The organism is Pelovirga sp., assembly GCF_059864205.1.
In genome coordinates, this window is the sequence record NZ_JCBCBS010000102.1 from 1 (window position 1) to 20,713 (window position 20,713).

A 20,713-nucleotide genomic window follows, 5' to 3' on the forward strand; every position below is an offset into this window, starting at 1 on the left:
CGCCGTTGTTGAGTCCAAGCATCGTGATAAAGGCCGTGCCTTCGCCGATATGGATGACACCTCCGAAGCGATTGCCGGTCACATCATGGAGTTCTTTGCTCACGAAGTGAAGCGCGGTCGTCTGCCCGAGAACCTGCTGCCACTGCAGTCCGGCGTCGGCTCCATCGCCAATGCAGTTGTTGGCGGTCTGGCTAAAGGCCCCTTCTCCAACCTGTCGGTGTACACCGAAGTTCTGCAGGACACCATGCTCGACTTCTTTGACGGTGGCAATCTGAACTACGCTTCGGCCTGTTCACTGTCTCTGTCGGAAAACCCCGGTTTCCCCCGCTTCTTTGACAACTGGGAGAAGTACTTCGACAAGATCGTCCTGCGTCCCCTGTCCATCTCCAACGCCCCCGAGCCGATCCGTCGTCTCGGTGTTATCGCCATGAACACCCCGGTTGAGTTTGATATCTACGCGCACGCCAACTCCACCCTGGTCGGCGGCACCCGGATGATCAACGGCCTCGGCGGTTCCGGTGACTACCTGCGTAACGGCTTCCTCAAGATTATGCACACACCTTCAACCCGCCCGAGCAAAACCGATCCGTTGGGCATTACCTGCGTTGTGCCAAAAGCACCGCACATTGATCATACCGAACACGACCTCGACGTACTGGTCACCGAGCAGGGTCTTGCCGACCTGCGTGGCGTCGCCCCAAAAGAGCGCGCCAAGCTCATCATCGAGAAGTGCGGCCACCCCGAGTACAAGCCGATTCTTAATGATTACCTTGAAATGGCCACGAAAGAATGCTTGGCAAAAGGGATCGGCCACGAGCCGCAGCTGTTCGACCGCGCCTTCAAAATGCAGCAGAACCTCGCCACCAACGGCACCATGCGCATCAAGAGCTGGGATATCAAGATTGACCTCTGCGAATAGCAGATAAAAGTTTTACATTTTAATGTAATGATCCCGCCGGATCAAATCTGGCGGGATCATTTTTTTTATGGGCTGAACAAAAACAGCAACCAAGGCACCTGGAAAAGCACCAGTAAAATCAGGCGAATTTTAACGCAGAGGGGCAGAGACGCGGAGAAACATTACACCCAAGCTTGTTAATCCACCGTAGGGGAGGGTCTTGCACCATCCCGTTTGACTTTGTTTCACCACGATTCTCAACTGAAATTGGCGTGAAACAAAGCTGGCATCGCCGTAGGTGGCAAATTTCGCCGTTGCACTAATGTGCAATTTTAAAAAGGTGGCTAAAGCCACCTTTTTAAATAAAACTAACGACACTTCGATATCAATTATAACTTTGCTGCCTGTTCCTTCAGATAGCTCGCCACCCCCTCACCATCGGCGACCATTCCCTGATCCCCTTTTTTCCAACCCGCCGGGCAGACTTCGCCATGTTGTTCATGGAATTGCAACGCGTCAATCATGCGCAGCATCTCATCGATATTGCGCCCCAGAGGCAGATCATTCACCACCTGATGGCGGACAACACCTTCGCGGTCAATGAGGAAGGAACCACGCAGCGCGACTCCGGCCGGATCCAACTCAACATCATAGTCGCGACAGATCTGATGTTTGATATCGGCAATCAGCGGATACTTGATCGGACCGATGCCGCCGTTATTAACCGGTGTATTGCGCCAGGCCAGGTGGGTGTAATGAGAATCAATGGAGCACCCAAGGACCTGCACACCACGGCTTTCAAATTCGTCAATCCGATGACTGAAGGCAATCAATTCAGTGGGGCAGACAAAGGTAAAATCGAGGGGATAAAAAAACAACACAATGTATTTGCCCTGATAATCGGACAGGGAAAAAGAATCATTGATGGAACCATCGGCCATGACGGCGGAGGCATTTATTTCCGGGGCTTTTTTTCCAACCAGCACACTCATTGTTAAACTCCTTGTTGTTATTGACTGAAGGAACAGGGCTATAAATAGTCACGTAAAAAAGTTGGTATTATTCTAGCCATTTGTCATTACGAGTCAAGGATAAAGATGACAAATTTAGTCACTTTTTTCGGCTGCGCGGGTGAGCCCGGTCATAGACACTCGTCAGATGAGCAAAGCTGACACTGGTGTAACGCTGGGTGGTTGACAGGGAGGCATGCCCCAACAACTCCTGAATCACCCGCAAATCAGCACCGGCATCGAGCAGATGGGTAGCAAAAGAATGCCGCAAGGCATGCGGGGTCACATCGGTTGGCAAATTCAACTGCAGCAGGCGGCGCTTGAGCAGACGCTGGATACTTCGGGTCGTGAGCCGTCCACCGCGATAGTTAAGGAACAATCCCTGCTCATTCCCCAGGGGGCGCTGTGCCAGATAAAGGTGAAGAGCCCGGCAAGCAGTACGCCCAACCGGCAGCATCCGCTCCTTGTTGCCTTTGCCCACCACGCGCACCTGACGCTGTTCCAGATCAATGGAATCAAGATCCAGACCAGTCAGTTCGCTAACGCGCAAGCCACAGGAATAGAGGAGTTCGCAGATTGCCAGATCACGGATCAGTTGCGGATAATCACTGACGGGGGTATCAAGCAGGGTACCGGTTTGTTCAGCGCTGAGCACTTTGGGCAGATAACGCTGCCGGCGCGGCGCCATCACAGCCGAGATCGGGGAGGAATCGATCACGCCCTGGCGTTCAAGAAAACGATAGAATGTTTTCAACGCGGATAATTTACGTACGACGCTGGAACGTTGGCAATTTTTCTGCAAATTTGCCAGATAACGGCGCAGCAGTAGCACATCAACCCGAGCCAGGCTGTCGGTATCGACCGGAGCAGCGCACGCCTGTTGCATAAACGCGCCAAATTGCTGCAGGTCGCGCAGGTAAGCGTTGATCGTGTGAGGGGAAAGGTTGCGTTCAACCTCCAGGTGCCGGCGAAACAGCATCAGGTAGTGCTCCATCGGTGTACCTTTTTCAAGCTGGTGGCTGATTGACGATTGCCATAGAGCGTGGCATACTCGCCCCATCTTAAGCCCTTACCAGGGGTGCCGTCGAGGACTATTCAGCCCATCAATCAGGTCAGGGGATTTTCAGCTCACTGCAACGAAAGAGGCAACACCATGAGCCTGCTTTATGCGTTTATATTCCTGCTGTTTGTGCTGGTGATTTTTGATCTGCTTGTTGTGCTGCTGAGTTTCAGTATTCTCTGGTACGAATTCGCCAACACCAATCCGGAACTGATTAAAAAACGCTATAGCCGTGCCAATCTGCGCCGCATCCCGCCCCTGCTTTTGCCTGAATTTTTTTTCAATTTCGTCACCCTGTTAACGGTTCCCTTTGGCCTCTTCCCCCCGCGTCGGCCAAATCTTAAACGGGGGATTACGCCGACCCTGCTGCTTCATGGTCTTTTTGTCAACCGCGCCTGCTGGTTCTGGTTCGGATCACGTCTAAAACGCCATGGCTGCGAAAATATTGTCACCATCAACCTGTCAGGTTTTCACAGTGAAGAGGTTCTGACGGAATTGCTGGCCAAAAAAATTGATGAACTCCGTCACCGGCTGGGGGTTAACAAAGTAAACCTGGTTGGTCACTCCATGGGTGGTATCATCGCCCGCAATTATGTCCAGCGGCGTGGCGGGCAGGACAAGGTCGACCGGCTGATCTTTCTTGGCACCCCCCATCAGGGCTCAAAACTCACCCCCTTTTCATTTATGCCTCTCGGCAAACTGCTGATGCCCGGCTCTGAGTTCCTCAGTCGCCTGAACAACGAACCTGCCCCGGTGGGTGTGCAGACGGTCAACATTTACACCCGCAAGGACAACATGGTGCTCCCCAACACCTCAGTACAACTTTCCTGGGGGACACAGGTGGAGCTCGATGACATGGGGCATACCTCCCTGATCTACCGTGCTGCCGCCATTGACGCGACCGTCGCTGCGCTCAAAGGAAATGTGGAGTAGTTCTTGAGCGCAATCACCTCTCCGCCGCCAAACCGTGTCAGCCTGCTGGCCCTTGACAACTACGACCCTGCCGCCGTCGAAACAGCGGTGGCTACGCTACTTGCCCCGTTAGGCGGCATGGAAGCCTTCGTTAAGCCCGGCCGGCAGGTTCTGATCAAACCCAACATGCTGTCAGGCAAAGACCCGGCACGGGCAGTAACCACCCATCCCCAGATTGTCCGCGCTGTTATCAGACTGGCCATGTCTGCCGGCGGTCTGGTCTCAGTGGGAGACTCCCCCGGCATCGGCAGTCCGATTGCAGTTGCCCGCAAGACCGGCATCCTTGATGTGATTGAGGAAACCGGGGCACGTTTTGCCCCTTTTAGCGATTCAGTCATCATCCACCCACAGGGCACGTCTCTTCATCAGATTGAGGTAGCGCGTGATATCCTTGCCGCCGATGTCATCATCAATCTGCCCAAGCTGAAAACCCACCAGATGATGGGACTGACCTGTGCGGTAAAAAATATGTTTGGTGCCCTTATCGGCATGCGCAAGCCAGGCATGCATCTGCAAGCGGGGACCGACAAAAACCTGTTTGCGCGGATGTTACTGGAGATATGTGAAACCCTGGCGCCCACCCTGAACATTGTTGATGCCGTGATCGGCATGGAAGGAGAAGGCCCGGGCAATGGTGATCCGGTTAAGATCGGCGTCCTGCTGGCCGGTATGTCGGCACAAGCGGTCGATACGGTGGCGACAGCGCTGGTAAAAATGCAGCCGGAACAGGTCTTCACCCAACAGCAGGCGTTAGCCACCGGCCGCCCACTGGCGCGCCTGGCAGAGCTGGAACTGGACGGAACACCCCTGGCTGAGCTGCAGATCGACCACTTTCGCGCCGCCAAAATGACCGATGTCAACTTCGGCATACCCGGTTACCTTGGCCGACGTCTGAAGCATCTGCTGACAGCGCATCCGCAGGTTGATCATCAACGCTGCATGCGCTGCCATGCCTGCGTTAAACATTGTCCACCCCAGGCAATGGCGATAGTGAAGGACCGGCTGAACATCAACTATGACCTGTGTATTCGCTGCTTTTGCTGTCAGGAACTGTGCCCCTATGCTGCCCTGTCAACCCGCCAGGGACTGCTGTTGCGCCTGTCAAGCCTGATGCGGCACTAAAAACGTTGAGCAAATGGTGACAATGTAAGCTTAACGACAAAAGGCCCGTGCACAATACACGGGCCTTTTGTTGTTGATCGGTTGTCCGCTGACTTTTTAGCGAACCTGAACGACCTCTTTAACTTCCGGAATTTGCGCCATCAGGTTTTTTTCGATTCCCATTTTCAGGGTCATGGTTGACATGGGACAGGAACCACAAGCACCGGTCAACTTGACGCTGACGACACCTTCATCGGAAACTTCTACCAGCTCGACATCACCACCATCAGCCTGGAGTGCGGGGCGCACCATGTCCAGGACTTCTTGTACACGTTGTTTCATCTGCTTATATCCTCCGTTGATTGTTGTATAGCCCATTATAGGCAATTTCAATTTTCCAGCGCAAGTATCAGAACAAGCCCGTTACCGGCAACTGGATATCCTGTATCCGTCGGGTACACAGCAGCTCCGGCCGGCCGACATTTTTACCCTGCACCAGCACCTTGAAACTCTCACCCATTCCTGTCTCTGGAAGAATCAGGTGTTTCATGCTCATGCGCAGGGCCTGCGCCTTGCGCGGATCGGCTTCGCGACTCTGCATCTGCAGCAGCAGCTCTAAAAACCCCAACCCCATAAGGAATTGATACTGATGGCCAAAATAGAGAGGCTCCAGCCCATATTTACTGCCGACTTGTTGCAAGCTGGTAAAATCAACATGGGCAGTCATATCCTGACAGCCGATATGCCGATAAGGGTCTTCATTGGTCTGGTGTTTGTGATAACACAGTAACGTGCCGGCGTGGCGTTCCGGCGCGTAGAGATCTCCGGCCAGGTAGCCGTAATCGATGGTCAGGACAAACCCTTCGGCCAGCACAGCGGCGACCTGTGCCATCCAGTCACGCGCCGCCAGATTGACCTCACCGCGATTCCCTTGCGCTGGAGTGATGCCGATCTGCTCAAAATACTCCACCAACTGCGGCGTCGATGGCGGCCGCAATTCCTCGGCAAAACCATCTCCCTGATGAATCACGTAGACTTCCTGCAACTCGCCGGCTACGGTCTGAACCAGATGGATGGGGAAAGCGTCGACCAGCTCATTGCTCAGCAGGCATCCGCGCATGCCCGCTAAATCGTCCAGATCGCACCATTCAACGCGGTCAGCAGCGACATGTTGCTGCAAGGTTTCTTGCTGGCGCCGGCGGGCATCACCGCTGATCTCGACGATGCAATAACGTAACGATTGGTAAAAAGAGGGGAAATCCTCTCTGATGGCATCCATTAGATCAACCGCAAGGTGCCCCTCACCGGCACCCTGCTCGGCAACAACAAAAGCGCCACCACCCAGCAATTGCCACATCTGTTCAAGCTGGCGCGCAATCAGACGACCGAAACAGGGGTGCACACTGGAGGAGGTGAAAAAATCGCCCTGTTTGCCGATACGGGTACGCGCCGAGGTGTAATACCCGTGTTCAGGATGATAGAGCGCCTGCTCCATAAACCACGCAAAGGTCACCCCCTGCCGTGCTTCGATCTGCTGGCGCAACCAGGTGATAAACTCCGGTTTTTCTTCAACTGATTTCACTGTCATCGCTGCTATCCATCCCCCGTTGCTTGAGAAGGTGCGGATTATTCCATCCTGCTTTGTCAATTACAACCCTTAAAGTCGCCAAGGCACGGCAGAAACATCACACGCCCTTATCACCTGTCTACTCACCCGTCAGCCCCAAAACCCTCATCACAGCTATTGAATTATGAGTAAAATCGTGCGAGTATTGGGCGCCGAATCCGATCCGGGCGAGAACATGTTCCGGCAACCTCAGTTATCACAAATGATGGAGAGACTGAACAAATGGCAATTATTACCTTTTCCAGAGAAATGGGCAGCGGAGGGATTCCCATCGCGCAGCAACTGGCCGAAGAAATCGGTTACGAGCTGGCAGATGGCGATGCCTTGAAAGAAGCCGCGTCCGCCTACGATCTGACCGAAGCAGCACTTCAGCAGGCGGACGAAAAACCTCCAGCCTTCGTCGACACCCTCGACCGCCAGATTGAGCTGAGCGTCCATCGGATCCAGCTTTTTGTCCTTGAACGCGCCTTACAGGACAATGTGATCATCTATGGACGTGGAGGGCAGGACCTGCTGCCCGGCATCAAGAGCGTGCTGCGCGTTCGCGTGATTGCTCCTTTTGAGGAGCGGGTCGAGCGCTGGGCCGAACGGGAGTGGATCGATCCTGATCTTGCTCGTTTTCTGGTGCGCAGAAGCGACCAGCAACGCGCCGGCTTTATTAAGTATTACTTCGATCGCGACTGGGAAAACCCCCTTGACTACGACTTGATCATCAATACCACACGGATGACCAACGACTGCGCTGTCAAGCTGATCAAAACCACCGTAAGTGACCCCTACCTGGTAGAACAACAGCATCTGAGTAAAAACAGGATTGAAGACCTGATCATTCAGAAAAAAATCCAGATCGCGCGCCTGGCGGATGAGCGCATTGATGACATCTGGTTTAACATCGATGTCACCAACGGCAACGTTGTCCTTTCCGGCCACATCCACAGCGATGCTGAACGTCGTGCAGCGATTGAAGATACCAAGCAGGTCGCAGGGGTCAAAAAAGTTGTCGACCAACTGAAGGTTATTCACTACTGATCGGTCGCTACCGCAAGCGCTGATACGATCATATATTGTTAGATCAGACGCCGGCATAGCCGGCGTTTTCTTTCCTTACCACAATCGTTCTAGGAGCATGATCGATGGCTGGCCACAGCAAATGGGCAAACATTAAACACCGCAAAGGCGCACAGGACGCTAAACGCGGGAAAATCTTCACCAAACTGATCAAGGAAATCACCATTTCCGCACGCATTGGCGGCGCGGATCTGGAAGCAAACGCGCGCCTGCGCCTGGCTGTTGATAAAGCCAAACAGGCCAACATGCCCAAGGACAATATCGAGCGGGCCATCAAAAAAGGAACCGGTGATCTTGATGGTGTCACCTACGAAGAAGGCATATTCGAGGGCTACGGCCCCGGGGGTGTTGCCGTTATTGTCGAGTTCATGACCGACAACCGCACCCGCACTGTCGCCGAAGTGCGCCACGCGTTCAATAAACACGGTGGCAGCCTTGGGGTTAGCGGGTCAGTGGCTTTTATGTTCGACCGCAAAGGGCAGATTATCTTCGACCAGAGCCACGACTTCGACACTATTTTTGAAGCCGCTCTCGAAGCCGGTGCTGATGATGTTAAGGATGATGGTGATTACATTGAAGTGATCGTTGAGCCAGGGGATTTTGAAGCGGTACGCAACCATTTCACCGCACAAGGACTGACCTACCAGTCAGCCGAAGTCACCCTGATCCCGCAAACCATGACGGCGGTATCCGGCAATCAGGCTGAGTCACTGATGAAGATGATTGACGTGCTCGAAGATAACGATGATGTGCAGAATATCCATGCCAACTTCGACATCGATGACAACGAAATGGAAAGGCTGATGGGCTGATCCATCTGAGCCCCGAATTGACGACAAGCATGCGCATACTGGGAATAGATCCGGGGAGCAAAACCACCGGCTACGGCTTTATCGAACAGCGCGGCAACCACCTGCGCCACCTCGACAACGGGGCCATTTTTACCGACAGCAAGATGGAGCTGGCGCTGCGCCTGCACCGCATTTACAGCGAAATCTGCCGTTTGATTGCCCTCCATCACCCCGATGCCGTTGCGGTTGAACAGGTTTTTATGGCGCGCAACCCGGCTTCGGCGCTCAAACTTGGTCACGCTCGCGGCATCGTCCTTTTAGCTGGAGTTAATGCCGGTTTACCGGTATATGAATATTCGGCCCTGCAGGTTAAATCGGCGGTCGTTGGCTATGGACGCGCCGGCAAGAACCAGGTTCAGCAGATGACCAGGGTGTTGCTGAATCTCCCGGAAATCGCCCAGGAAGATGCTGCTGACGCTCTGGCTGTCGCTATTTGCCATGCCCACAGCCACCAACTGAACAGCAAGATGCAACCTGGCCGGCACAACCCACTGCGGAGACCAACCTGATGATTGCCCTGTTAAGCGGCCAACTGGTTCAGCGCGCCCCGGATCAGATTATTGTAGATGTTGGTGGAGTCGGCTACCAACTGCAGATCCCCTTGTCGACTTTTTATCGTCTGCCGGAAACCGGCCAGGTGCGCTTGCAGGTGTACACCAACGTCAGGGAGGATGCCATCACCCTGTTCGGGTTTTTAACTTCTGCGGAAAAAGATCTGTTCACCTTGTTGATTTCCGTTTCCGGTGTCGGCCCCAAATTGGGCATTACCATCCTTTCTCACATTGCTCCGTCCGAATTGGCGCTGGCCTTAAGCCAGGGGGATGTCACCCGCTTGATAGCCATTCCGGGCATTGGCAAGAAAAGTGCCGAACGCCTGGTCCTCGAATTACAGGATAAAGCGAACGCTTACGCGGTTGCTGCTGCGATCACCCCGCCACTGGCTGCGATCGGCACAACCGACTCACACCACCAGGATGCCCTTTCCGCCCTGATCAACCTGGGCTATAAAGAGTCCCTGGCTAAACAGGCACTAAAAAATCTCAAACCGGCACCAGGAGCGCCACTGGAGCAAATTCTTAAGGCAGCGCTGCAGATTTTACTGAAATAACGGAGTGTCTATGGATGATCGCCTGATTAACCCCGCCGGCCGGCCTGAAGAGGATCAGCTCGACATGTCGCTGCGCCCCCGTTCCCTCAGGGACTATGTGGGGCAGGCAAAAGCCCGGGGCAACCTTCAGGTTTTTATCGATGCGGCGCGCAACCGCCGCGAGGCCCTCGACCATGTGCTTTTTTATGGTCCCCCGGGGCTGGGCAAGACAACGTTGGCCAATATCATTGCCCATGAAATGGGAGTCAATATCAAAAGCACCTCGGGGCCGGTCATTGAAAAAACCGGCGATCTGGCCGCGGTGCTGACCAATCTGGAAGAAGGTGACGTTCTTTTTATCGATGAAATTCATCGCCTTTCACCGGTCGTTGAAGAGATCCTCTACCCGGCGATGGAGGACTACCAGCTTGATATCCTCATTGGTCAAGGTCCTTCTGCACGCACCATCAAGCTCGACATCCCCCGCTTCACCCTGGTCGGTGCTACCACCCGCGCCGGTCTGCTCTCTTCGCCCTTACGTGACCGCTTCGGGGTCATCTGTCGGCTGGAATTCTATTCAACCGAAGAACTGACCACCATCGTTAAACGTAGTGCCGGCATCCTGAATATACCGGTCGATGAGAAGGGTGCCTGGGAGATTGCGCGCCGCAGTCGTGGCACCCCACGCATTGTCAATCGTTTGCTGCGGCGGGTGCGGGATTTTGCTGAAATTGAAGGGGACGGCATCATCAGTGAGGAATTGGCAGATCGCTCCCTTGGCCGCCTGGAGGTCGATCAGCAGGGGCTTGACCACATGGATCGGCTGCTACTGTTGACGATCATTGACAAATTTGGCGGCGGCCCCGTCGGCCTGGACACCCTGGCGGCGGCCATTGGCGAAGAGCGCGACACCATCGAAGACGTGATTGAGCCCTATCTGATTCAAAAGGGATTTTTAAACCGCACACCACGCGGCCGTGTGGCAACGGACAGTTGTCTGCAACACTTCCATCGCAGCAGACCAGGCACGGTCACCGAATCCCTGTTTAAAGACTGACTGTCTCATCATGACGCCGCATCTCGAACAGTTTGCCCGACAACTTAAAATCTGGGCACAAGACATCATTGATCACGGGCGCACACCATTTCGTCGCGTCGACTGCCTGCCCGCCATTGTTACTGCAGAGGGCGTTGCCAGGCCACCGCTGGTGCTCTGGATCAACCGTCAGAGCATGATGGCAGGCGGGATTATTCTTCTGCCTGAAAAAAACCTGACGGCCGAGCTGCAGTTGGGCAAAAACTGCGCTGACGCCCTGGGTCTTAGCCATTTTGTCACCTGGGAGACGGAACAGGTTCGTTTATGGCGCAGCAGCAATGGCGCTATCAATGAAGAGCGATGCTTCCCCCTGCCTGGCGCGGATCATCCCGATTTTTTTCGTCACCTGTTGCGCGATCTTATCGATGCCTTGAAAATTCCGGCGGTAACCGGTGCCATTGCCCAAAACAACCTCTCACCACACTACTTTCAAAACCTGTTTAATATTGCCGAAGAACTTGCCCTGCCCGCCCTCACCGACTCCTTCCGCAGCCAGCGCGCCGAAGAATCCGAGGAGGTTGCCTTCGATGTCGATCAACGTGCCCTTGAAGCCAACCGCCTGCTGCTGTTGCAGATTCTCACCACGCTACGCTTTGGTCTGTTATCTGCCACCCCGCTGCCGGAAGATCTCGGCACATTTGTTGCCGGCGTCCTGCAACGCGCCCCGGAACCTTTTAACACCACCTTAAGCTACAACTGGGAAGGGGCGCCAACGACTCTTCCCGGTGATACGGCCGTCTGCTACCACCATCTGCTGCTGCGCTTGCAGCAGTTGCGTTGGGCGACACCGGCGCAGCGCGTACAACAGAGTCTGCGCAATCTACTCTCCCTCTGGTATCCAGACCATGCTGATGACCAGGCGGAGGGTTGCGAAATGTCCTTGTATCCATGTGCTCCAGCTACCGGCACCAACCTGCGCGCAATCCTCTCTGATTCGCCATTACTCCTGGCCTGCACCGCCATTGCGCGCGAGCTTGCCGGTCTGCCCCAGCCGACATTCTTCTACAAATCCCTGATGTCATTAACCCCGGAAAATATTTGTCGCGGCAGCCTGATGGCCCGCCTGCTCAGTCCGATTCCGATTTCAAGCAGTGAAAGGTCCCTGTTTAGTGCCCGCCTGCGAACATCCTGGCCTCATCGAAATTTCAAGATTCTCACCGATCAACCGCGCTGGAAATGGCAACTGATCCACCTCATCGGCATTTGTCAGCCGCAGCAGCAAGTGCATATTGAATGCCCCGTCGCCCTGGTCGAAATAAGCGCTGACGATCCGCTATGGGCTCTCCTGAGTGAACATTTTTACCTGCGCGAAGTCGTCAGGGGCGAACACAGTCTGCACCTGTCACTGCTACGCTCCCCTCTACATACCGAGCCGACCCTGATTAAAACTGCCGGCGGCAGCGGCCGCGAGCTTTTTCTTTTTACCGAGCCGGAGCAACTCCAGCAGCAACTGTGCAATGCCCTGCTACTGCCTGATGCAGAGGAAAACAAAACGGCATCAGTCGGCAAGGCAAGTATGCAGGCATCGAAAAACGTTAAACAGCAGATTATTGATCAGCTACACGCCCACGGTATCCCCAATTTTCCCGATCAATACCTGTACTTTCTCGACCAGCCTGACATGGTGAGGTATGCCATCACACCGCCCCTTCGCGTTATCTCGAGGCTCCTTGGTCAATTCGATATGATCGATGGGAACGGTCAACTTCTGCACGGTTACGGCGAGGAGCTGGAACAGACGCTGCTGATCTGCGCCCACATAGGCAAAACCACGATTGATCTTCCCACTGATCGCAAGCAGCTTGAACAACTGCTGGAACGCTATCGCAAGGACCTTGATACGCTGCATCAACTGTTGAGCGATCTAAGCTACCGACAGATGGAGAAACCACAGGCGGCGCGTAATCTGATTCGTAATATCTGGAAAAAGCTCGAACTCCCCGATATCGACTGGTTTAAAAATTGACAGAGACCTACAGATGTCTCAACATAAGTATTTAATCTCTGGAGAAACCGAACATGAACATTCTGCTCCACATCTGCTGCGCTAACTGCGCCATCTACCCGGTCGACATGCTGCGCCGGCAACAGCATCAAGTCACCGGTTTTTTTTACAATCACAACATTCATCCCTATCAGGAATTTCGCAAGCGCCTGGATACCACCCGTGACTATGCTGATCGGGTTGAACTGCCCCTGGTAGTCAATGACGACTATCTTCTCGATGAGTTTCTCGCCCATGTTGCCCAGAGGCCCGAAGAACGCTGCCACTATTGCTATCGATCACGCTTACGCATGGCTGCCGAGCAGGCTCACACTACAGGTGCAGACGCCTTCACAACGACCCTGCTCTATTCACGTTACCAGCAGCATGATGCAATTGTTGATTACGGTCGGCAGCTGGCGGCAGAATTCCAATTAACTTTTTTCTACGAAGACTATCGGCGCGGCTGGAACGAAGGGATCAGAATCTCCAAGCAGATGGGTCTCTACCGCCAGCAGTACTGTGGCTGCATTTATTCGGAGCGGGATCGCTACACCAGATGAACCACTTTTCGTTCATGGTTGAAGCATCCTGCCCAACTGTTATAATCAAAGGTGTAAACAGGAAACCCATAACGCTTCATCTGGAAAATCTGGATTGACTTAATGCAGTTTCCGGACGGAAACCAAACTGCCTCAAGGAGGTCATCATGTTTGAAATTATCGAAAAAACCTTACTTACCGGTCTTGGCGCCTTGTCCATGTCACAAAAAAAAGCAGAAGAACTGGTGTGCGAACTCAAGGAACGTCTTAACTTAAGCGAAGAAGAGGGGAAAAAACTGTTGGACAAATTGCAACAAACAGCCAAGGATAACCAGAGCAAACTGGAATCCGTAGCGCAGGATGAGGTCAAAAAGGCCTTTGAACGGCTGGGAATAGTAACAGAAGAAGAATTTAACACGCTAAAGAAAAAAGTCGATGCCCTGGAAAAAAAACTCAAAACCCTTGAACACTAGCCTGTTGCTGGAACACAACTTTGCCCTTTAATCGATTCAACCGCAATGTCCGGTCGCTGAAGCGCTACCGTCAGGTCCTTTCGGTGCTGTTCAAGTATGGCTTCGGTCATATTATCGAACAGCTCAATATCGATTACTATATCCAACTCGGCAAACGCGCGGTGACATTTGGCACAACCTCGCGGGATCTGCAACGGCTTCCCCATGGCGCACGTTTTCGCCTTGCCCTCGAAGAGCTGGGGCCAACCTTCATCAAACTTGGACAGCTCCTATCCACCCGCCCCGATCTGGTCCCCGAAGATATCATTAACGAGCTCAAAAAACTCCAGGATCACCTTCCGGCGGTGCCGCTTGACGAAGTCCAGGCGCAAATCCATTCCGAGCTCGGCTATCCGGTGGAAGACCTCTTTGCCTTGTTTGAGATATTGCCCCTGGCAACCGCAAGCATGGCCCAGGTTCACCGGGCAACCCTGAAAGACGGTACTGAGGTTGTCTGCAAGGTGCGCCGACCTGGGATCGAAGCGGTGATTATGACTGACCTCGATATCATGATGGGGCTGGCCTACCTGGCTAACAAGCACCTGCCGGGCGCTGACATGTACGACCCGGTGGGAATCGTCAAGGAATTTCGTCGTTCTATTCAGCGTGAACTCGATTTCTCCCGTGAAGGGCGAACCATTGATCGTTTTCGAAAAAACTTTGAGGATGACGAAACGGTTCACATCCCCAGCGTCTATTGGGACTATACCGGTCACACTGTCCTGACGATGGAATATGTCTCCGGGATCAAGATCTCCAACTTTGCTGAGTTAACCCGGGCCGGGCACGACCTTAAACTGATTGCCCGACGCGGCGCTAACAGTTTTCTTAAACAGGTTTTTCAATTCGGGCTGTTTCATGCCGATCCTCATCCCGGTAATCTGTACATCCTGGAAGATGATGTCATCTGTATCTTCGACTTTGGCATGGTCGGACGACTGGACGATGAACTTAAAATCCACCTCACTGAACTGCTCCTGGCCGTATTGCGCCGTGACGCCGACCAGATCATCACGCAGTTACTGTACTCGGGAGATCTCAACGACGAATCAAGCCGGAAAAACCTGCGTCATGACCTTGCTGAATTCATCGATGACTATTACGACACCCTGCTACAGGAAATCAAGGTCGGCAAACTGCTGTTCGATTTTATCCAGATCCTTTCGCACTATCAAATCAAGTTTCCTTCTAATCTGATGCTGCTGTCACGTTCGCTGATTGCCATGGAGGGGATTGGCAGACAGCTCGATCCGCACTTCAACATGGTTGAGCAACTGCAGCCTTTTGCCGAAGAGATTATCAAAAAACGCTACTCTCCCGGCAACATAACCAAGGATATTGCCGGCACAATCCGCGAATACCATGCTCTGGGTAAAAGCCTGCCCAAAGACATCAAGGAATTCATCAACCGGGTCAACCGTAACCAGTTCAAAATCGATCTCGAGCACCGTGGTCTCGAACGGCTGATTACCGACCTGGAAAAATCGACCAACCGTATTTCCTTCAGCATGGTCATCGCTGCCCTGATCATCGGTTCATCTGTCGTCATGCAGGTCGACAAAGGACCAAGTCTGATGGGATTCCCCATCATCGGTTTGTTTGGCTATTCGGTTGCCGGCTTTCTCGGCTTCGGACTGGCCATCGCTATCCTGAGATCCGGCCGCCTGTAGCATGGCGGTTGTAGCATAAATACCACACCACTCCCCCGGCTCTATCCCGACATTGCAACACTCAGGCCCATACCACAAACTCAGCCTTAATAATTTCAGCTAGTTAGCTAAAGATAAAGTTGGCTTGCTGTTTGCATAATATTAGCATCAGGTTAAATGGAACAACTTACAGCAGATCGGAAGAGTAAATGATTTTTCAACGCACACTGACAAAAAACATCAACATCTCCGGAATCGGCCTGCACAGTGGCGCGCGCATCAATATGCGCATGCGCCCGGCTACGGCCAATACCGGTATTATATTTCACCGCACCGATGGCGACACTACTGTCAGCATCAAGGCCTGCTCCAAAAATGTTGTTGATACCCGCATGGCGACCGTTATCGGGCACAATGGGGTCACGGTATCGACCATCGAACATCTGATGGCCGCCCTGGCCGCTTTTTCTATCGACAATCTGCATATCGATATCGATGGCCCGGAAGTACCGGTATTGGATGGCAGTGCTGCTCATTTTGTGCGGGAATTTCAACAGGTGGGATTTACCACTCTGGGTGAACCACGCAAATTTATTGCAATTCGTAAACCGCTGGAAATTATTGAAGGGGAAAAACGGATCAGCCTCATCCCCTCACGATTTTTCAGGGTCACCTTTGACATCGCCTTTGATCATCCGGCTATATCAGTTCAGAATCACAGTTTTAAATTTGACACTGAAAGCTTTTGCAAAGATATCGCCTCCTCGCGCACCTTTGGCTTTCTCCATGAGGTAGAATACCTTAAAGCTAACGGTCTGGCGCGTGGCGGTTCCCTCGAAAATGCTGTTGTAGTTGATGATCATGGCGTTATGAACCCTGAAGGGTTGCGCTATCATAACGAATTTGTGCGCCACAAGATCCTTGACGCCATAGGCGACTTCAGCTTGCTGGGCGCCCCGCTGCTCGGTCATATCCGCGCATTCAAGGCCGGGCACGACCTCAACGCAAAAATGGTGAAACTGATTGAGGACAATCCTGACCATTGGGTGTACGTCGACTTTAGCGAAGAGGCACTGCGCGAGGCCCAGCGCGTTTTTTCCGGTGCGCGCGCCACCAAACTTGTTTTCAACAAAGCATAAACTTCTAACCCAATCACAAACCCACAAAAGAGCGGCCTGCACCTGGCTGCTCTTTTTTTATCTGCGGGAATCTGCCTATCCTGCTTGTGTTGTCTGCACGCATTCTCTAAAATCAGCAGGCGCAGCGATAATGTTTTAGCGAGGCAGGCTTGCATGACATCTCCAGACCCACATTCTGATGAAACCGCCACCCCACGACGCAAAAGTCGAGACTGGGTAGCAATCCTTTTTGCCCTCGTACTTCTCCTGCTCATTCCAAAGTTTGAAGTCCACCTGGTTGACCTGACCGCGCAACTGCCGATCAGCAACAGCATCATTGCTCTGGCAGTGATCAATCTGAACATTCTGCTGATCCTGCTGTTTTTATTCCTGATCTTTCGCAACCTGTTCAAGCTGCTATTGGAACGCCGGCGCGGCGTTCCCGGGGCCAAACTCCGCAGCAAACTGGTGGGGGCCTTTATTGCCCTGTCCCTTATTCCGACCATGCTGCTGTTCTTTGTTTCAGCTGGTTTTATCCGCAACAGTATTGATAACTGGTTCAGCACCCAGGTAGAAATGGCCCTTGATGAATCTCTCGAAGTTGCGCAAACCTACTACCGTAACTCTGAAGCCAACGCACTTTACTATGCTGATCAGCTCAGCCAGCGCATCCGTCGGGAGCGCCTGCTCAATGAGGAAAATCTCGCGCAACTGCGCGAACTCATCAAAGAAAAGCAGGAAGAATACAATCTAGGCATTGTTGAGGTTTTTTCCGCTACCCATGAGGAGCTGGTACGCGTAGCTAACCCCAAATTGCCGATTTTCGACATTACGCCGGCCACCTCCGATCCAGTGCGCGAAGGACTGCAAGGGATCCGTTTTTCCCAAATCACCACGGTCGGTCAAGCTGATCTGATCCGCGGTATTGTCCCGGTCCAATCAAACTGGGACCCCAAAGATATTGTTGGTGTGGTGGTTGTTAACTACTATGTCCCTTACTCCCTCATTGTCAAAATGAAGGAGATTGCCTCTTCAGTCGAACAGTACAAAACAACCCGGTCGATTAAAGGGCAAATCCAGCAAGGCTATGTCATTGTCCTGTTGTTGATCGCCCTGATTATCATGTTTCTGGCAACCTGGTTCGGATTTCATCTGGCCCGCGGCATTACCGTGCCGATCCAGGAACTGGTAAGTGCAACGACACGGGTGGCTTCAGGCGATCTGGACATCCAGCTGGAAACCAGCAGTACCGATGAAATTGGCACTTTGGTTCAGGCCTTCAACCAGATGACAGGTGATTTGCGCCACGGGCGCCAGGAAATAAACGCTGCCAATATCGAATTGAAACGCTCCAACCTTGAACTCGACCGACGCCGTAATTATATGGAGATCGTTCTCGCCAACGTCACCGCCGGGGTTATCTCCATCGATCGCCACGGCTGTTTGACCACCGTGAACAAATCGGCGGAAAACCTGCTGCACATGAAAGCCGAAAAAGTTCAGGGGAAAGATTTCAGAGAGGTTATTCCAAAGGTCTATATGCCGCAGATCATGGCCCTGCTAAAAGACCTCTTTTATTCTGAAAAAGGCACAGTACGCCAGCACATGACTATCCCCATCGGCGACGAAAAATACACCCTGATGATCAATCTGACGACCCTGCGCGACAACGACAACAACTTTATGGGAACGGTTGTTGTTTTTGACGATCTCACGCAACTCTACAAAGCTCAACGCATGGCGGCCTGGCGCGAGGTGGCACGGCGTATAGCCCACGAGATCAAAAACCCGCTGACCCCGATCCAGCTTTCCGCGCAACGTCTGCGCCGCCGTTACCTTGATCGTTTTAGCGCAGATGACGACGTCTTTGACGAATGCACCAGCATGATCAGCAAGCAGGTCGATGAACTGAAGAATCTTGTTAACGAGTTTTCCAACTTTGCCCGCATGCCGGCCACCAATCCCACTCTGAACAACCTGAATGATATTATCCTGGAATGTCTTACACTCTACCGCCAGGCACATAAGGATATTAAATTTAGTACGTTACTCGACTCCGATCTGCCCGCCAATAAATTTGACCGGGAACAGATCAAACGCGCGTTGATCAACCTGTTGGAAAATGCTGTTAGTGCAACCCCTCCCAAGGGGTCAATTACGGTGAGTTCCAGCTATAATAGAGAGATCAATATCATTACCCTGATGGTTTCTGATACCGGCTGCGGTATTCCGGCGGAAAACAAACCCCGGTTGTTCGAACCCTACTTCTCAACCAAAAAAACCGGCACCGGACTGGGACTAGCCATAGTCTCGACCATTGTTGCTGACCACAACGGCTATATCAGGGTTAAAGACAACGAGCCACAGGGAACCCATTTTATTATTGAATTGCCGGCGGATGACAACGTCTAAGCGCCAGCTGACAGGATAATGCACCAATGAAACATATATTGATTGTCGATGATGAAGAGAGTATCCGTCAGAGCTTGCAAGGCATCTTGAAGGATGAGGGCTTCAAAACAACCTTTGCCGCCAACGGTGAACAGTGTCTGCAGATGATCAATACAGAGGATCCCGATCTGATTCTCCTCGACATCTGGATGCCCGGCATTGACGGTCTTGAAACCCTGAAAAGAATCAAACAAACAAGGTCGCAGCAGCTGGTTGTGATGATGAGTGGCCACGGCACGATTGAAACAGCGATTAAAGCAACACGGCTGGGCGCCTTCGATTTTATCGAAAAGCCCCTTTCATTGGAAAAAGTTCTGCTATCTATTGAAAACGCCCTGAAGGTTGGACAGCTTGTTGCTGAGAACAATGCCCTGAAAGAGAAGTTGGCCCGCGATTACCAGATGATCGGTGAAAGTCTGCCGATAAAGAAACTCAAAGCCCAGATCAAGATTGCCGCGCCCAGTTCCGGCTGGGTATTGATTACTGGTGAAAACGGCACGGGGAAAGAGCTGGTGGCACGCGCTATCCATCAACAATCCGGCCGTAGCGACAAACCTTTTGTTGAAGTCAATTGTGCCGCCATTCCGGAAGAGCTGATTGAATCGGAATTGTTCGGGCACGAAAAGGGGGCTTTTACCGGTGCCACAGCGGCTCGGCGGGGCAAATTCGATCAGGCCAATGGCGGCACCCTGTTTCTTGATGAAATCGGTGACATGAGTCTGAAAACCCAGGCTAAAATTCTGCGCATCCTGCAGGAGCACAAGTTCGAACGGGTTGGCGGCAACCGCACCATAGAAGTTGATGTCAGGGTGATTGCAGCCACCAACAAAGTACTGCCACAGGAGATAAAAGCCGGAAACTTTCGTGAGGATCTGTATTTCAGACTTAATGTTCTCCCTTTTGTCGTGCCGTCACTACGCAACCGCAAAGAAGATATCCCCCTGCTCTGTGCTCACTTTCTACATTTCTTCTGCAGCAAAGAAAGCCGGGAGAACAAAACCATCAGTGAAGAGGCATTAGCGTGCCTACTGGCATATGATTGGCCGGGAAATGTCAGGGAACTTAAAAATCTAATTGAACGACTGGTTATCATGACTCCTGGGACAGAAATAAAGCGCTCTGACCTGCCCCAGGAGATCAGCAACATAGCAACGACGGATAATCGAACGACAACCCTGACAGAAGATTTACCTGATTCATATAAAGAAGCGAAAGAAATATTTGAAGAACAATTTCTGATTGAGAAGTTGAAAAAGAACAGCTGGAATATCTCACGCACTGCCGAAGAAATCGGCCTTGAACGCTCCAATCTGCACAGAAAAATCAAATACTATCAGATCAATCCCGACTGAGTTTCGATAAAAAAGTCGTAACATCTGGACAACTTGAAAAAGTTAGATTATGACACGACGGCGCAGCGCGGCGTGCGTTGCTATTCAGCTGTCATCCTTGCTGCAGGGTCGGGGTTCCTGTGACAAGGGGCCTGGCCCTCGGCACAGGACCGCGGACCCGGCGCTGAAATACAACAGGTAAAAAACAGGTCAAAAAAAAAGCCCTCCGTATGCTGGAGGGCTTTTTGGTAATAATTTCGGCGGCGACCTACTTTCCCACATCGTTACCAATGCAGTATCATCGGCGCGGTAGGACTTAACTTCTGTGTTCGGGATGAGAACAGGTGTGACCCCTA

General features: G+C 52.6%; 19 protein-coding genes and 1 rRNA gene. 15 read left to right on the forward strand and 5 right to left on the reverse strand.

Annotation, left to right across the window (positions count from 1 at the left end):
- A partial coding sequence (locus tag AC6F7T_RS06630; protein ID WP_500717211.1) for an acetyl-CoA hydrolase/transferase C-terminal domain-containing protein occupies nucleotides 1–919 on the forward strand: 919 nt, incomplete at its 5' end.
- A 368-nt stretch (nucleotides 920–1,287) separates the two neighbouring features.
- On the opposite strand, the gene AC6F7T_RS06635 is transcribed toward AC6F7T_RS06630, so the two are convergent.
- Both AC6F7T_RS06635 and xerC read right to left on the reverse strand, forming a co-directional pair.
- A complete protein-coding gene (locus AC6F7T_RS06635) occupies nucleotides 1,288–1,890 on the reverse strand; it encodes a redoxin domain-containing protein (RefSeq protein WP_500717212.1) in 603 nt (200 codons plus the stop codon).
- Nucleotides 1,891–2,008: 118 nt separating this feature from the next.
- Nucleotides 2,009–2,968, reverse strand: coding sequence for a tyrosine recombinase XerC (gene xerC, locus AC6F7T_RS06640; protein WP_500717213.1), 960 nt, complete (start codon nucleotides 2,966–2,968; stop codon nucleotides 2,009–2,011).
- 93 nt (nucleotides 2,969–3,061) lie between these two features.
- On the opposite strand from xerC, the gene AC6F7T_RS06645 reads away from it, so the two are divergent.
- Both AC6F7T_RS06645 and AC6F7T_RS06650 read left to right on the forward strand, forming a co-directional pair.
- Nucleotides 3,062–3,901 (forward strand): alpha/beta fold hydrolase, encoded by an 840-nt coding sequence (locus AC6F7T_RS06645; RefSeq protein ID WP_500717214.1) that lies wholly within the window; start codon nucleotides 3,062–3,064, stop codon nucleotides 3,899–3,901.
- Between the two features lie 3 nt (nucleotides 3,902–3,904).
- Entirely contained in the window at nucleotides 3,905–5,062 is a 1,158-nt protein-coding gene (locus AC6F7T_RS06650; protein WP_500717215.1) for a DUF362 domain-containing protein, read from the forward strand.
- Nucleotides 5,063–5,158: 96 nt separating this feature from the next.
- Here AC6F7T_RS06650 and AC6F7T_RS06655 read toward each other — a convergent pair whose 3' ends face one another.
- On the reverse strand, nucleotides 5,159–5,383 hold the full coding sequence (locus AC6F7T_RS06655; RefSeq protein ID WP_500717216.1) for a NifU family protein: 225 nt from the start codon (nucleotides 5,381–5,383) through the stop codon (nucleotides 5,159–5,161).
- A gap of 67 nt (nucleotides 5,384–5,450) precedes the next feature.
- Nucleotides 5,451–6,629, reverse strand: coding sequence for an SAM-dependent methyltransferase (locus AC6F7T_RS06660; RefSeq protein ID WP_500717217.1), 1,179 nt, complete (start codon nucleotides 6,627–6,629; stop codon nucleotides 5,451–5,453).
- A gap of 261 nt (nucleotides 6,630–6,890) precedes the next feature.
- Here AC6F7T_RS06660 and AC6F7T_RS06665 point away from each other — a divergent pair, with 261 nt between their 5' ends.
- From AC6F7T_RS06665 to AC6F7T_RS06720, 12 genes are all read left to right on the forward strand, one after another.
- Nucleotides 6,891–7,697: a cytidylate kinase family protein gene (locus AC6F7T_RS06665; protein ID WP_500717218.1), complete on the forward strand. Its 807-nt coding sequence runs from the start codon at nucleotides 6,891–6,893 to the stop codon at nucleotides 7,695–7,697.
- Between the two features lie 104 nt (nucleotides 7,698–7,801).
- Entirely contained in the window at nucleotides 7,802–8,548 is a 747-nt protein-coding gene (locus AC6F7T_RS06670; RefSeq protein WP_500717219.1) for a YebC/PmpR family DNA-binding transcriptional regulator, read from the forward strand.
- A 29-nt stretch (nucleotides 8,549–8,577) separates the two neighbouring features.
- Nucleotides 8,578–9,096, forward strand: coding sequence for a crossover junction endodeoxyribonuclease RuvC (ruvC, locus tag AC6F7T_RS06675; protein ID WP_500717220.1), 519 nt, complete (start codon nucleotides 8,578–8,580; stop codon nucleotides 9,094–9,096).
- Nucleotides 9,096–9,695: a Holliday junction branch migration protein RuvA gene (gene ruvA, locus AC6F7T_RS06680; protein ID WP_500717222.1), complete on the forward strand. Its 600-nt coding sequence runs from the start codon at nucleotides 9,096–9,098 to the stop codon at nucleotides 9,693–9,695. Before ruvC ends, ruvA begins: the two co-directional genes overlap by 1 nt.
- 10 nt (nucleotides 9,696–9,705) lie before the next feature.
- Nucleotides 9,706–10,731 (forward strand): Holliday junction branch migration DNA helicase RuvB, encoded by a 1,026-nt coding sequence (gene ruvB, locus AC6F7T_RS06685; protein WP_500717224.1) that lies wholly within the window; start codon nucleotides 9,706–9,708, stop codon nucleotides 10,729–10,731.
- 10 nt (nucleotides 10,732–10,741) lie between these two features.
- Entirely contained in the window at nucleotides 10,742–12,736 is a 1,995-nt protein-coding gene (locus AC6F7T_RS06690) for a hypothetical protein (protein ID WP_500717226.1), read from the forward strand.
- A 53-nt stretch (nucleotides 12,737–12,789) separates the two neighbouring features.
- Nucleotides 12,790–13,317 carry an epoxyqueuosine reductase QueH gene (locus AC6F7T_RS06695; protein ID WP_500717228.1) on the forward strand — a complete coding sequence of 176 codons (528 nt, stop codon included), beginning with the start codon at nucleotides 12,790–12,792 and terminating at the stop codon, nucleotides 13,315–13,317.
- A gap of 146 nt (nucleotides 13,318–13,463) precedes the next feature.
- Nucleotides 13,464–13,769: a phasin family protein gene (locus AC6F7T_RS06700; RefSeq protein WP_500717230.1), complete on the forward strand. Its 306-nt coding sequence runs from the start codon at nucleotides 13,464–13,466 to the stop codon at nucleotides 13,767–13,769.
- 20 nt (nucleotides 13,770–13,789) lie between these two features.
- Nucleotides 13,790–15,478 carry an AarF/UbiB family protein gene (locus AC6F7T_RS06705; protein ID WP_500717232.1) on the forward strand — a complete coding sequence of 563 codons (1,689 nt, stop codon included), beginning with the start codon at nucleotides 13,790–13,792 and terminating at the stop codon, nucleotides 15,476–15,478.
- Between the two features lie 188 nt (nucleotides 15,479–15,666).
- On the forward strand, nucleotides 15,667–16,596 hold the full coding sequence (gene lpxC / locus AC6F7T_RS06710) for a UDP-3-O-acyl-N-acetylglucosamine deacetylase (protein ID WP_500717234.1): 930 nt from the start codon (nucleotides 15,667–15,669) through the stop codon (nucleotides 16,594–16,596).
- A gap of 153 nt (nucleotides 16,597–16,749) precedes the next feature.
- Complete coding sequence (locus AC6F7T_RS06715; RefSeq protein ID WP_500717235.1) at nucleotides 16,750–18,987, forward strand: ATP-binding protein; 2,238 nt, start codon at nucleotides 16,750–16,752, stop codon at nucleotides 18,985–18,987.
- Nucleotides 18,988–19,013: 26 nt separating this feature from the next.
- Nucleotides 19,014–20,378, forward strand: a complete 1,365-nt coding sequence (locus tag AC6F7T_RS06720) for a sigma 54-interacting transcriptional regulator (RefSeq protein WP_500717237.1) — start codon at nucleotides 19,014–19,016, stop codon at nucleotides 20,376–20,378.
- 234 nt (nucleotides 20,379–20,612) lie between these two features.
- On the opposite strand, the gene rrf is transcribed toward AC6F7T_RS06720, so the two are convergent.
- Nucleotides 20,613–20,713 (reverse strand): 5S ribosomal RNA (rrf, locus tag AC6F7T_RS06725); the annotation flags it as partial.